Annotated in this window: 15 protein-coding genes, 1 tRNA gene and 1 pseudogene; 2 read left to right on the forward strand and 15 right to left on the reverse strand. The window is 64.4% G+C overall.

Features of this window, described 5'->3' with window-relative positions:
• Positions 1–4: 4 nt before the first annotated feature.
• The 3 genes from KFE19_10135 to KFE19_10145 form a co-directional block, all read right to left on the reverse strand.
• Positions 5–81 (reverse strand) — tRNA-Val (locus tag KFE19_10135).
• 308 nt (positions 82–389) lie between these two features.
• The gene (gene mnmA, locus KFE19_10140; protein QUO36787.1) at positions 390–1,442 is read right to left on the reverse strand and encodes a tRNA 2-thiouridine(34) synthase MnmA; all 1,053 of its coding nucleotides are present in this window, start codon (positions 1,440–1,442) and stop codon (positions 390–392) included.
• A gap of 90 nt (positions 1,443–1,532) precedes the next feature.
• Positions 1,533–2,348 carry a HAMP domain-containing histidine kinase gene (locus tag KFE19_10145; protein ID QUO36788.1) on the reverse strand — a complete coding sequence of 272 codons (816 nt, stop codon included), beginning with the start codon at positions 2,346–2,348 and terminating at the stop codon, positions 1,533–1,535.
• Positions 2,349–2,664: 316 nt separating this feature from the next.
• Between KFE19_10145 and gap the strand changes: the two genes are divergently transcribed.
• Positions 2,665–3,690 carry a type I glyceraldehyde-3-phosphate dehydrogenase gene (gene gap / locus KFE19_10150; GenBank protein QUO36789.1) on the forward strand — a complete coding sequence of 342 codons (1,026 nt, stop codon included), beginning with the start codon at positions 2,665–2,667 and terminating at the stop codon, positions 3,688–3,690.
• 233 nt (positions 3,691–3,923) lie between these two features.
• Here the strand turns inward: gap and KFE19_10155 are convergent.
• The 4 genes and pseudogenes from KFE19_10155 to KFE19_10170 form a co-directional block, all read right to left on the reverse strand.
• Positions 3,924–4,442 (reverse strand): annotated as a pseudogene (locus tag KFE19_10155) (iron ABC transporter substrate-binding protein).
• 328 nt (positions 4,443–4,770) lie between these two features.
• Positions 4,771–5,316: a ribosome-associated translation inhibitor RaiA gene (gene raiA / locus KFE19_10160; GenBank protein ID QUO36790.1), complete on the reverse strand. Its 546-nt coding sequence runs from the start codon at positions 5,314–5,316 to the stop codon at positions 4,771–4,773.
• Positions 5,317–5,627: 311 nt separating this feature from the next.
• The gene (locus KFE19_10165; GenBank protein QUO36791.1) at positions 5,628–6,098 is read right to left on the reverse strand and encodes a S1 RNA-binding domain-containing protein; all 471 of its coding nucleotides are present in this window, start codon (positions 6,096–6,098) and stop codon (positions 5,628–5,630) included.
• 131 nt (positions 6,099–6,229) lie between these two features.
• Entirely contained in the window at positions 6,230–6,448 is a 219-nt protein-coding gene (locus KFE19_10170; GenBank protein ID QUO36792.1) for a septum formation initiator family protein, read from the reverse strand.
• 76 nt (positions 6,449–6,524) lie between these two features.
• On the opposite strand from KFE19_10170, the gene KFE19_10175 reads away from it, so the two are divergent.
• The gene (locus KFE19_10175; protein ID QUO39672.1) at positions 6,525–6,938 is read left to right on the forward strand and encodes a hypothetical protein; all 414 of its coding nucleotides are present in this window, start codon (positions 6,525–6,527) and stop codon (positions 6,936–6,938) included.
• Between the two features lie 54 nt (positions 6,939–6,992).
• Here the strand turns inward: KFE19_10175 and KFE19_10180 are convergent, their stop codons facing one another.
• From KFE19_10180 to KFE19_10215, 8 genes are all read right to left on the reverse strand, one after another.
• Positions 6,993–7,277: a YabP/YqfC family sporulation protein gene (locus KFE19_10180; GenBank protein QUO36793.1), complete on the reverse strand. Its 285-nt coding sequence runs from the start codon at positions 7,275–7,277 to the stop codon at positions 6,993–6,995.
• A gap of 46 nt (positions 7,278–7,323) precedes the next feature.
• Complete coding sequence (locus KFE19_10185) at positions 7,324–7,572, reverse strand: RNA-binding S4 domain-containing protein (GenBank protein QUO36794.1); 249 nt, start codon at positions 7,570–7,572, stop codon at positions 7,324–7,326.
• A 98-nt stretch (positions 7,573–7,670) separates the two neighbouring features.
• Positions 7,671–7,946: an HU family DNA-binding protein gene (locus tag KFE19_10190; protein QUO36795.1), complete on the reverse strand. Its 276-nt coding sequence runs from the start codon at positions 7,944–7,946 to the stop codon at positions 7,671–7,673.
• A gap of 67 nt (positions 7,947–8,013) precedes the next feature.
• Complete coding sequence (mazG, locus tag KFE19_10195) at positions 8,014–8,823, reverse strand: nucleoside triphosphate pyrophosphohydrolase (protein ID QUO36796.1); 810 nt, start codon at positions 8,821–8,823, stop codon at positions 8,014–8,016.
• Positions 8,824–8,913: 90 nt separating this feature from the next.
• On the reverse strand, positions 8,914–10,569 hold the full coding sequence (locus KFE19_10200) for a polysaccharide biosynthesis protein (GenBank protein QUO36797.1): 1,656 nt from the start codon (positions 10,567–10,569) through the stop codon (positions 8,914–8,916).
• Between the two features lie 101 nt (positions 10,570–10,670).
• A complete protein-coding gene (locus tag KFE19_10205) occupies positions 10,671–11,495 on the reverse strand; it encodes a purine-nucleoside phosphorylase (GenBank protein ID QUO36798.1) in 825 nt (274 codons plus the stop codon).
• Between the two features lie 12 nt (positions 11,496–11,507).
• Complete coding sequence (locus tag KFE19_10210) at positions 11,508–11,903, reverse strand: zinc ribbon domain-containing protein (protein ID QUO36799.1); 396 nt, start codon at positions 11,901–11,903, stop codon at positions 11,508–11,510.
• A gap of 54 nt (positions 11,904–11,957) precedes the next feature.
• Complete coding sequence (locus KFE19_10215) at positions 11,958–12,893, reverse strand: adenylyl-sulfate kinase (GenBank protein ID QUO36800.1); 936 nt, start codon at positions 12,891–12,893, stop codon at positions 11,958–11,960.
• Between the last annotated feature and the right edge of the window lie 5 nt (positions 12,894–12,898).

A 12,898-nucleotide genomic window follows, 5' to 3' on the forward strand; every position in this document is an offset into this window, starting at 1 on the left:
TCGGTGGTGGACGATACAGGACTCGAACCTGTGACCCCCTGCACGTCAAGCAGGTGCTCTAGCCAGCTGAGCTAATCGTCCGAAGCGGAACATATATAAAATACACGAAACAAACCCGTTTGTCAACTGTTTTCTTTTGATTTTCCGGGATTTTTTACGGCGCCCCGGCGGGGGGAGAAATTTTCCGCCGCCGGGGCCGGACTTTCGCGCAAGTTTTCGCCCTCTGCCGCGTATACTGGCGGGGAGCCCATTTGCAAAGGAGGAACCCATATGCATACACAGCCTTCCGCCGGCGGCGACGTGGACGATCTGATCTTTCAGGACACGTGGTGCATCAGCCAGCGTTGAGGACCCGGGACGCCGCTTTTCGCGGCGTCCTTTTGCGTATCTCAGCAGATGGTGCCGCCGCCGGCCACCGCCTCTCCCACGTACAGCACCACCGCCTGCCCGGCGGTGACGGCCCGCTGGGGCTCCGCAAAGGTCACGCGGAGCCGCCCGTCCGGCAGGACCTCCGCCATGGCGGCGGCCTCTCTCTGGGTGTACCGGGTCTTGGCGGTCACCGCCAGGGGGCCCTCCGGCGCAGGCACGGAGAGCCAGTTGACCCGCTGGGCCGTCAGCTCCGTGGTGTACAGGGCGCTGTCCGGCCCCAGGACGATCCGGTTGCCCGCCGCCTCCTTGCGCAGCACGTACACCGGCTCCCCGGCGCTGACGCCCAGGCCCTTCCGCTGGCCCGGAGTGTAGCAGGGCAGGCCCCTGTGGCGGCCCAGCACCCGGCCGGTCTCGTCCACGAAGTCCCCGGGCACCAGCTCCGCGCCGCTGGCGGCCAGGAAGGCGGCGTAGTCCCCGTCGGGGATGAAGCAGATGTCCTGGCTGTCCGCCTTCCGGGCGTTGGCGAGGCCCCGGGCTTCCACCATCTGCCGAATGGCGGGCTTGTCGTAGTCCCCCAGGGGCAGCAGCAGGTGGGAGAGCTGGCGCTGGGTCAGCTGGTAGAGGACGTAGCTCTGGTCCTTGCGCCGGTCGGCGCCCCGCAGCAGCCGCCAGCGGCCCTCCGCCCGGTCCACCCGGGCGTAGTGGCCGGTGGAGAGGAAGTCCGCCCCCTGCTCCAGGACCCAGTCCAGCAGGGCGCCGAACTTGATCTCCCGGTTGCAGTCCACGCAGGGGTTGGGGGTCCGGCCCGCCAGGTACTCCGACACGAAGCGGTCCATGACGGCGGTGCGGAACCGCTCCCGCAGGTCCAGCACCCGGTGTGGGATGCCCAAAGCCTCCGCCGCCCGGCGGGCGGAGGCGATTTCCGCCTCCGCGGTCTCCACCGCCCCGGGGCAGCTCTGGAGCCGCAGCGTCACGCCCCACACGTCGTATCCCGCCTCCGCCAGCAGCAGCGCGGCGGCGGCACTGTCCACGCCGCCGCTCATGGCCACGGCCACGGTCCCCTTCTTCGCCATGGAACCACCTCCTCTGGTCAATCGCCTTATTGTACCCTATTTCCGGGCAAAAGAAAACCCCCGGTCCGCCGGGCAGCGGAACCGGAGGGATCAGCCCTGATTGCGCAGCAGAAAGGCCTTGGCCGGCAGGGCGTCCGCCAGGGCCAGCAGCGTCCGGTTGAAGCCGCCGGAGTAGTCCAGCGCCACGTCGGACAGGCCCGGGGTGCCGGTCTGCCGGTCCGGGATGGACAACGTGAACCGGGAGCCCTTCCCCACGGACGATTCGGCCATGATGGTGCCGCCGTGGCCCTCGGCGATGCGGCGGCACAGGGGCAGGCCCAGGCCCAGGCCCTGGGGGGCGGGCGCCAGAGGCTCCCCGTGGAGATAGCGGTCGAACAGGGCCTCCAGATGCTCCGGGGCAATGCCCCGGCCGGTGTCCTCCACCGACAGCAGCACCCGCTTTGCGTGGAACTTCAGCTCCACGGTGACGGTGCCGCCGGCGGGCGTGAACTTGAGAGCGTTGGATAGCAGCTGGTGGACCAGCAGCTCCAAGCCCGGCAGATGAAAGGCGCACACGTGCTGGTCCGCGGCGCAGACAAACCGGAGCTCCAGGCCCAGCAGTGCCGCGGGGCCCTCCGCCTGAACGCACAGCTCCCGGACGGTGTCCACGATGTCCCGGTCCTGGAGGGGCAGGGGCTGGCCGCCGCCCAGGTACTGGGATGCCGCGGACAGATCGTTCACCAGCCGCAGCAGCTGGTAGTAGCTCTGGTCCAGCAGGGCCGCCCGGGCGTCCAGCTCCGGGTCCTGCTCCCGCTGGGCCGGAGGCACCAGCTGAGACGCCGCCAGGCGCAGGTTGCTCAGGGCGCCCCGCAGCTGGGCGGCGATATTGGCAAACAAAAGCGCCTGCTGGCGCTCGTCCTGTTCCATGGCGGCTCCTTTCCCGCGCCGGAGGCGCGATGGGTGTAGCATGTGCCGGAGGATAGGCCCAAAATCGTGGAAAAGCCTGGCTCCGGCACCATCAGCATAGCAAAAAACCCTCTGGAAAACAAGAAGTTTGTCGAATTTTGGAAGATGAAGTCGAATCGTGTCGGCGGACCGCTTGGATAAACTCACAAGAAAATTTACGAAACAGTACGTAAATTTTACGTAAATAACATGAGAAAATTTTCTCAGACATGCTATAATGGGGCCACCGCCGGTTGGGGGCATCCCACGGCGAAGATCATGAATTTGGAGGAACGGTATGGCGATCAAAGTGGGCATCAACGGCTTTGGCCGGATCGGGCGGGTGGCGCTGCGGTGCATGGTGGAGCGGGGCTGCGGCAGCTATGACATCCGGGGCATCAACCTGCGCAGCGCGGACCTGGACTACATGGTCTATCAGGTGAAATACGACTCGGTGTTCCGCACCTTTACCGGCGCGGTGGAGCGGGACGACCGCCACCTGATCATCAACGGCCGGAAGATCCGGGTATACAGTGAGGAAAACGCCGCCGACATCCCCTGGGACGACTGCGGCGCGGAATACATCATCGAGTCCACCGGCGCCTACTGCACCACGGAGCGGGCCTCGGCCCATCTGGTCCACGGGGCAAAAAAGGTCATCATCTCCGCCCCCGCCAAGGACGACGTGACGCCCACCTTTGTCATGGGTGTGAACCATAAAAAGTACACCACGGACATGGACGTGGTGTCCAACGCCTCCTGCACCACCAACTGTCTGGCTCCCATGACCAAGGTCATCCACGACACCTTCGGCATCTCCCAGGCACTGATGAGCACCATCCACGCCGCCACTGCCAAGCAGAAGGCGGTGGACGCCCGGGCGGGCCGGGACTGGCGCACGGGCCGCAGCGTCCTGGGCAACATCATCCCCTCCACCACCGGCGCGGCGAAGGCCGTGGGCGTGGTGATCCCGGAGCTGAAGGGAAAGATGACCGGCATGAGCTTCCGGGTGCCCACCAACGACGTCTCCGTGGTGGATCTGACGGCCCGGCTGATCCAGCCCGCCAGCTACCACGACGTGTGCGTGGCCATGGAAAACGCCGCCAAGAACAGCATGAAGGGCATCATCACCTGCACCTGCGACCAGGTGGTCTCCTCGGACCTGACGGGCTTTTCCGAGACCTGCATCTTTGACGAGACGGCGGGCATCATGCTGGACGACAACTTCGTCAAGCTCATCGCCTGGTATGACAACGAGTGGGGCTATACCAACAAGATCCTGGATCTGATGGCCCACATGCACGCCGTGGACAGCGGAGATTGAAACCGAGCGCAAAAAAGCACGTCCTTACAGGACGTGCTTTTTTCTCAGGTGGCCGCCGGTTCCGCCGGCTTTTTCCGGCGGCGTCCGCCCCGGTGGGAGCGGGACTTGGCCGGTGCGGGGGGCGTCTCCGGCTGGTCGGCCGGGGCCTTTTCCGCAGGCGCGGCGGGGACCTCGGCGGCGGGCGCCTCGCTCTGGGCCGCCTTGGCGGCCTTGGACCGGCCGCGGCGGCGGACGGCGGGCTTTTTCTCCTCCGCCGGCGCCGGCGGGGCGAACAGCTCCTCCAGATGGGCGTAGGCCAGGTCCCCCTGGACCTGCCCGAACTCCAGCCGCAGGGCCTGGGCCAGCTCCTCCCGGCTGGCGGTGCGCATCAGGAAGGACGCGCGCAGACAGCTCTGGATGGAGGGACGCAGGGCCACCTCCCGGAAGGTGTCGGCGTAGCGGACCCACAGGGCGCTGATGGCGGCCTCATAGCCCTTGTCCTGGCTGATGACATAGGCAAAGTCCGCCTCACCCCGGCCCACCAGGACCCCCAGTTCCGTGATGATCTGGAAGTCGATGGAATTCTTGCCGCCCTTGACGCTCTCCAGATACTGGACCTTGGCCCGGGTGTTGGCGCAGAGCTTCTGGATGCCGGCCAGGGACTGGCCCCTGCCGTAAAAGACCAGGACGGAGTCCTCTTCCGTCAGCAGCTCGATGCCCTGAAGGCCGGTGCCGATGTTGTTGTCGCCGTCCACCAAAAAAATCATTTTCATGGAAATTGTACTTTCTTTCGTTGTTTTTAGCCGTTGCCTCCGCAAAGACCGGTTTTAGTATAACAGATGTTTCCCAAACGCACAAGGGGAGGCGGAGCGGAAAAAAGGGGGACCGCTCTGCGGTCCCCCGGAGACGCTCTGAAAGAGAAGGGCTCCTTCCGGAACGGGAAGGAAGATAGTTACGAAAGAAACCCAGGAGGGGTGTCTTTCGTTTTCAATAATCCGTTTTTCAGCCCTTTTTAAAGGTCTGAAAAACTTGCTCAGCCTGTCGAAACGCCCTTTCGACAGGCTGAGGGGGACCGCTCTGCGGTCCCCCGGAGATGGTGATTTATTCTTCCTCGTCGGTGACGATCAGGCCGTAGCCGCCGTTCTTGCGCTGGTAGACGATGGAGAGGCTGTCGTCGTCGCTGTTGCGGAACACGAAGAAGCTGTGGTCCAGCAGGTTCATCTGCAAAATAGCCTCCTCGGCGCTCATGGGCTTGACGGCGAAGCGCTTGGTGCGGACGATCTGGAACTCCTTCTCCTCCGTGACCTCAAAGTCGTCGGTGGGAGCGGGCGGCGGGAAGCCCTCGCTGCGCAGTCGCTTGGCCAGGCGGGTCTTGTTCTTCAGGATCTGGCGCTCGATGTATCCGACAGCGGCGTCGATGGCGCCGCGCATATCTCCGTCAGGAGCCTCCGTCTGAGCCCGCAGCAGCGTGCCGCCGCCGCGAATGGTGATCTCCACCGTGCACAAGTGGTCTTTCTCCACCGAGAATGTGACAAATGCGGTGGTATCCTCCCGGAAATAACGGTCCAGCTTGGAGATCTTCTTCTCGGCAAAGGCTTTGATGGAATCGTTCATGGGAACTTTCTTGCAGGCGAAGGTACACTTCATCGAAATCGCTCCTTTCGTGTGAAAGAGAGTGCGGGGTACCTCTCTTTAATTTAGTATACCACAGCCGGACCCTTTTGAAAAGGGTCCGGCGCCGGATTTGCAAAATGTTCAAAAGTGGCTTCGACGCCCTTCGGCAAAAGGAGAGAAAAAGCGGCAAAAGCTCCTGTTTACAAGGATGCTCCGGCGGGTGTATGATAATTGAGGAAGCTTTCCAATATCCCACCCGCTTGGGCCGCCGTGGCGCGAAACGCGCCGGGCGGCTCCTTTTTATGATAAAAGCGGAGACGCACCGGCGTCTCCGCTGAAGGGCTTTATTTGCGTCTGCGGCCGCCCCGCTTGCCGTCAATGCTGCGGTTGAGGTCCGCCATCTTCCCCTCGGAGGAGGAGAGGAACTGCTTGAGCTTGTCCTCGAAGGACTGGTCCCCGGAGGGAGGCAGAGGCTGCTGGCCCCGGGGCGTGAACCGGGGCGCCTGGGCGGGCCGGGGCGCGCTGCCTGCACCCGGACGGGGGCCGCCGGGCCGGGGGCCTCTGGGGGCGGGCCGCTCCTGCTGGGGCAGGGTCCGCTTGATGGAGAGGTTGATCTTCCCGTTCTCCGTGGAGAGGACCAGCACCTTCACGGTCTGCCCCTCCTGCAAATAGTCGTGTACGTCGTTGACAAAGGTGTTGGCGATCTCGGAGATATGTACCAACCCGGACCTCCCCCCCTCCAGCGCCACAAAGGCGCCGAATTTGGTGATGGAGGTCACTTTGCCTTCCAGAATGCTCCCAACCTGAAGCTCCATACGGTGTAATGTTTCTCCTTCCGGGTAATTTTTTCACCGCCCCGCGGGGGCGGAACACAGACAATGGAAAAGACCGGGGCTTGGCGCAAGCGGGAGAGGCGGGACGCACCTCCCTCGCCGCCCGGCACCGGTCAGTTGCTCACATCGTAAATGACGATCTCGTTGGGTGCCACATAGCCCAACTCATCCCGGGCGATCTCCAGCATCTTTTCCCGGGTGTTTCCCTCGGCGATGTCCTGGGACAGGGCGTCGTTTTCCTGCTGCTGAAGCTGGACCTGCTGTGCCAGCTGGTCCTTTTCCGCCTCGGCCTCCTGCACCTGAGCGTGGAGACTGCGCAGCTGGAGCCCCATGGCCGCCAGCAGCACCACCAGCAGCACCTTGGTGAACAGGCTTGCGCGGGTGCGCGTCTTTTCCTTGCGTGCCGCCATGGTACCGCCCTCCTTTGTAAAAATGCCGCTTTCCTGGGATTTTTCTTATTGTATAACATTTGGCCGCAAAATAAAAGAGATTTTTTCCGCGGATCCGGATTTTTTTGCAAAAACTTTTCAGCCAGCGCAGCGGAAGCGCCCCAAGGGCGATCAGCTGGGCCAGGGTATCCACCCAAAAATCCCACACCGGCCGCAGCGCCGCCGAAAAGGCGCAGAAGAACACCACCGCGCCGCCGGCGATGCCCAGCAGCAGGTACAGCCGCAGCTCCCCTGTCCGGCGCAGCAGAAACAAAAAGACCGCGCTGCCCGCCGTCAGGCAGTACAGCAGGTCCAGTGCCGCCGTGAGCCGGGGCAGCCGCAGCCGGAAGGGACGCAGCAGATCATACAGCAATCCCGCCGCCAGGCCCAGTAAAATGGACCAGAGAAAGGTCAGCAGCTGCTGGGAGACGGTGCTTTCCATGGCCGCTCACCCGAACAGCCGCTGGAAAAAGCCGCCCCGCTCGGCGCCGCCGTCCTCGTAGGAGATGGAGTCGATGCGGCCGTCCACGTGGAGCTCTCCGCCGTCCAGGGAGAGCTTCCCGATGTGCAGGTTCTCCCCGGTGACCACCAGCATGCCGGCGCCGGTGGACATGACGATGCCGGTCTCGTCAAAGCGCTCCACGTCCTCCACGCCGGAGACCGTCAGCCGTTCCCGGCCCGTCAGCTCCAGCCGGTGGGCGGACAGGGGCATGGTGTTGTAGTCGTCTTTCATAGTGCCGATCCCTCCCTGTCCCCACTATATGGGCGGGAGGACCGGATTATGCCCGGCCCACTTCCCGGTACAGCGCGGCGGCGTCGGCCTGGCGCACGGTCTCCTGGACCGACAGCACCTCCACCGTCACGGTGCGCACGCCGAAGCGCAGGGAGATCTGGTCTCCCACCTTCACCTCGTAGGAGGCCCGGGCGGGCTTTCCGTTGACGGTGACAAGCCCGTTGTCGCAGGCCTCATTGGCCACGGTCCGCCGCTTGATGAGGCGGGAGACCTTGAGATATTTGTCCAGACGCATAGAAATGAGTTCCTTTCTGCGGGAAAAAGGCTGCCGGCACGTGCGTGCCGGCAGCTCTGTGCTCGCTGAAGTTTTCCCTCAGCGGGAAATGGACCGCCTTACTGGCCGACGGCGTCCTTCAGGGCCTTGCCGGCCTTGAACACGGGCACCACGGAAGCGGGGATCTCGATGGTCTCCTTGGTTTTGGGGTTGCGGCCCACGCGGGCGGCGCGCTTCTTGACCTCGAAGGAGCCGAAGCCCACCAGCTGGACCTTGTCGCCCTCCTTCAGGGCGGCGGTGATGGCGTCCAGAGCGGCGGTAATGACAGCCTCGGCCTCTTTCTTGGAAACCTCGGCAGAAACGGCCACGGCGTTGATCAGTTCGGATTTGTTCATGGATGTTGTCCTCCTATGAAATAATAAGATAGTTCGCTCTATTTCTTAACGCGCGTCAGTTCCGCGATTAAGACGGGTCCTGTTCCTTGGCGGCCTTCCACAGCTCCACCAGTTCCGGCTCGGAGTATTCTCCCAGGGGCTTGTCCGCCAGCTGCTCCACCTTGCGGAAGCGGCTGTCGAACTTGTCACAGGCGCGGTGGAGGGCGTCCTCCGGGTCCACGCCGGACATCTGGGCGATCTTGGCTGCGATGAAGAGGGCGTCGCCCACCTCCTCCCGGACGCCGTGGGGACTGTCCGCGCCGGCGCCGGATTCCAGAGCCTCCCGCAGCTCCCGAACCTCCTCCTCCAGCTTGTCCAGGGCGCTGAGGACGCCGGACCAGTCGAAGCCGGCCTTGGCGGTCTTGCTCTGGATCTTCTCCGCCCGCCACAGGGCGGGCAGGGTGTGGGGCACGGCCTCCACCGCGTCGGCGGTGGACCGCTGGCCCTTCTCCTTGCGCTTGAGGGCCTCCCAGTTCACCAGCACCTGCTCGGAGGTGTCGGCCTGCATGGTGCCGCCAAAGACGTGGGGGTGGCGGTAGACCAGCTTCTGGGCCACGCCGTCCACCACGTCCTCCATGGTGAAGCGGCCGGCCTCAGATTCGATCTGGGCGTGGAACACCACCTGCATCAGCACGTCCCCCAGTTCCTCGCACATGGCGTGGGGATCGTCCCGGTCGATGGCGTCCAGCACCTCGTAGGTCTCCTCCAGAAAATTGCGGCGGATGGAGGCGTGGGTCTGCTCCCGGTCCCAGGGGCAGCCCCCCGGGGCGCGCAGCAGCCGCATGATCTCCAGAAAGTCCTCGTAGCCGTAACGCGGCTTATATTGAAAATCTACCATAACGCGCCTGCCTTTGCAAGAAAATTCGTTGGCAACTCCTTGAAAAACAAGGGTTTTTTTATTTTTTGGGAATTTGGAGGCCTCTCCGGCTCATCTCAGGTGCAGCAGCCGGATCACTTTGCCCCCGTGGGGCACGCCCTTGAGGTCCTCCGCCCGCAGGATCCGCATGGTGATGACCAGTACAAAGTAGACGATCACGCCCACCAGGATGCCGCCGAAAACGGCGATGGCGTTGGCCTTGTAGGCGGAGAGGCTGCCCTCCAGGGCGCGGTCCAGGAAGCCGTAGGAGGCCCAGGCGGCGGCGCCCATCAGGACCGAGGCGATCACCGGCTTGGTGAACAGCTGCAGGTAACGGGGCTTTTCCGCAGAGTATTTCCACACGAAGAACAGGTTCAGCAGCACGATCACCATGTAGCACAGCAGCGTGGAGATGGGGGCGCCGTAGATGTTGATGTCGGGATTGCCCACCAGCACATAGTTGGACACCACCTTGGTGACGCCGCCGGCAATGACGGTGCAGATGGGGATGATCTCCCTGCCGTAGGTCTGCAGGATCACGTTGGTGAGGGTCATGAGGCAGATGAAGATGCAGGCGATGCCCAGCAGCTGCATATGGGGGCCGGCAGCCAGGGCGTCCTCCTGCTGCATGGGATAGAACATCACCAGGATGGGCCCGCCCAGAACGCTCAGGCCCACGCCCGCCGGAATGGTCAGCGCGGCGATCAGCCGGAAGGCGGAGGAGACGATGCGGTTGGCCTGGGCGTTGTCGTGCCTGGCCATGGCCGCCGCCGCGAAGGGGATCAGGCTCATGGTGACGGGAAAGACAAAGGACGGGGGCAGGTTGATCAGGTTCATGCCGAAGGAGTACTGACCGTACAGGGTGGCGGCCTCGTCCGCCAGCTGGGGAATGTCCTGGAGGCGGCCCAGGACGATGGAGGTGTCCACCACGTTGATGATGCTCATGGCGGAGTTGCTCAGGGTGATGGGGATGCCGATGGCCAGGACCTTTTTGATCAGCGCGCCGCTGCTCTCAGGCACATCCAGGGACTCGGAGGGGGTGCGGTGGGTGAACAGATAGATCAGCAGGAAGATCAGCGCGGCCACCTCGCCCACCGTGACGCCTAAAATGGCGCCGGCGGCCACGTATTCCGTGCCGGTGCTTCCCGCCAGGGCCAGCTGCTGCGCGATCTCCGGCTGCTGGCACTGCTGCAGGATCAGCCATGCCAGGGCCAGGCCCACGAACAGCTTGCACACGACCTCGATGATCTGGGAGACTGCGGTGGGCACCATGTTGCCCTGGCCCTGGGTGTAACCCCGGATGCAGGCCAGCACGCACACGCAGAACACCGCCGGGGCCAGGGCCCGGATGGGCCAGAAGCCCAGGGGCTCGTTCATCAGGCCCGCCAGCCAGTCCGCCTTGAAGTACATCAGGAGCGAGCCGATCAGACCCAGGGCGAAGAACAGCCAGATGGCCGTGCGGAAGATCTTGCGCTTTTCATTCTCCCGGCCCTGGGCCTGGGCCTGGCTGGTCAGCCGGGAGATCGCCAGGGGCAGGCCGGCAGTGGACACCGTCAGCAGGATGTTATAGATGCGGTAGCCCACGTCGAAATACGTCTGGCCCTCGCTGCCGACGATATTGCCGAAGGGGATCTTGTAAACGGCGCCCAGGATCTTGACGATGGCCACGGCGGAGGCCAGGATGGCCGCGCCGCCCATAAAGGATGACTTTTTGGATTGGTTGGACATGAAAAGAATACCTCGAATCCTTGAAAAAAATACGCAGAGCCCTCATTCGGAGAGGCAAAGACCGGCCCCCCACAGAAATACCTATGGCGGGGCCGGGCCCATTATAACCGGCTGAGGCAGCCCTTGACCAGGGCGGAGAAGCGGGGACCGGCCTCGGCGGCTGCGGAGAGCACCTCGTCGGAGCTGAGGGGCTGATCCAGCACGCCGGCGGCCATGTTGGTGCACAGGGTAAAGCCCAGCACCGCCATGCCGCAGTGGGCGGCCACGATGGCCTCCGGCACGGTGGACATGCCCACCGCGCCGGCGCCTAAGACCCGGGCGGCCCGGACCTCGGCGGGGGTCTCGTACTGGGGACCGGGGAAGAACATATAGACGCCCTCCCGCAGGGGGATGGACAGCTCCGCCGCCGTCTGCCGGGCCACGGCCTGGAGGGCCGGGGTGTAGACGTGGCTCACGTCGGGGAACCGGGGGCCGAACTCGTCCAGGTTGGGGCCCCGCAGGGGGCTCATGCCGAAGAGCTTGATGTGGTCGGTGATGAGCATGATGTCGCCGGCGGAGAAGGCGGTGTTCACCGCCCCGGCGGCGTTGGTGACCACCAGGGTCTCCGCCCCCAGCAGCCGCAGCACCCGCACCGGATAGGTCACGTCCTCAAAGGACCAGCCCTCGTAGGTGTGGAGCCGGCCCTGCATGACGGCCACCTCCCGGCCCGCCAGACGGCCGAACACAAAGCGGCCCGCGTGGTCCGGGGCGGTGGAGCGCTTCATGTGGGGCACCTGGTCATAGGGGACGGCGATGGGGTCCGCCACCGCCTCGCCCAGGGAGCCGAGGCCCGAGCCCAAAATCAGCAGCACCCGGGGACGGAAGCCGCTCAGCCGGTCCGCCAGGGCCCGGGCGCTTTCCTGATACTGTTCATAGGTGTATTCCATGTCGGGGCCTCCTTACAGCTTCTCGCCGCACTGGCGGCAGAACTGGTCGCCCTCCCGGGCCTCGCTGCCGCAGACGGGGCACTCCCCCGCGGCGGCGTGCTGGCGGCCGATCTCGGCCTCCAGGGCGGCGATCTGCTCCTTCAGACCGTCGATCTCCTGGAGCTTTGCCAGCAGGGCCTCGGACTCGGTGGGGCTGCCGGTGTGGGTGGCGTAGATCATCTCCCCCACCTCCCGCAGCTGGAGGTTCACCTCCGCCCGCAGGTCCACCAGGCGGATGTTCAGCTTGGCCACGGACAGCAGCTCCCCGGCCTTCTTCCCCACGCCGTAGGCGGCGTCCACCGCCGCGTCGCTGACCTGGACGGCGGTGCGCTGGACGCTGTCCAGCAGGTCCTGTACTTTCTCGTTCATGAAAAATCCTCCATTTCCGCCGCTGTGCGCGGCCAGATCCAAGGGACGGCGGGGTCAGTGGTTGTCGTAGGTGCTGCCGCCGATGAACTCCCGGGCCAGGGACTCCGGCGCCACGTATGCCTCGTCCATGTGCTCGATCTTCCGGAAGGCGGCCAGCATGGCGTCGGCCTCCGGGAATTTGCCGGCGGGCAGGGCCTCCAGCAGGGGCGTGACGATGGGCTTGAGGACGGAGAACTCAAAGGGCAGGCAGGAGTCGAACATGATGTCGGCGCTCTCCTTGTAGGGGGAGATGTACAGCCGCTCGCCCCGGTGAACATTGGGCCACATCTTCAATGTGAAGGCGGCGTCGCTGCCCCGGAACAGGTGGTCCCGGACGATCCGCCGGCACAGCCGCAGCCATGCGTGCTGAAACACCACGGTTCCGTCCTCGTCCACCAGGTTGCTGCGGGCGGCGATGTAGAGCTTGAAGGCGTGGGGGTTCTTGCCCACGATGATGTCGTTGAGGGCGTGAATGCCCTCGAAGATGGCCAGCTCGTCAGAGCCCAGCCGCAGGGGCTGGGAGAGGATGTCGGAGCGCATCTGCCGGGCAAACTCATACTTGGGCACGTGGATGGTCTCCCCCCGGTCCAGCATGGAGAAGTGCCGGTTCAAAAGGTCCACGTCCAGGCAGAAGGGGGACTCGTAGTCGATCTGCCCCTCCCGGTTCCGGGGCGCGGTGTCCGGGTCGATGGTCTTGAAGTAATTGTCCATGGAGATGGTGTGGGTCTGGATCCCCATGCGCTCCAGGACCTCCTCGATCTTCAGCGCGGTGGTGGTCTTGCCGGAGCCGGAGGGGCCGGAGAGCAAAATCACGTGGGACTCACTCCGGTGGTCGGCGATGCGCTTGGCGGCGTTTTCCACCTTCTGGGCGAAGATGGCGTCGCATTCCTCGGCGTAGCCCTTGGGATCGCTGCGGACAGCGTCGTTGAGTGCTTTCAGGGAATAGGACATGGACA

Origin of the sequence: Dysosmobacter sp. Marseille-Q4140, assembly GCA_018228705.1 — a bacterium.
In the GTDB taxonomy this organism is placed as follows: domain Bacteria; phylum Bacillota; class Clostridia; order Oscillospirales; family Oscillospiraceae; genus Oscillibacter.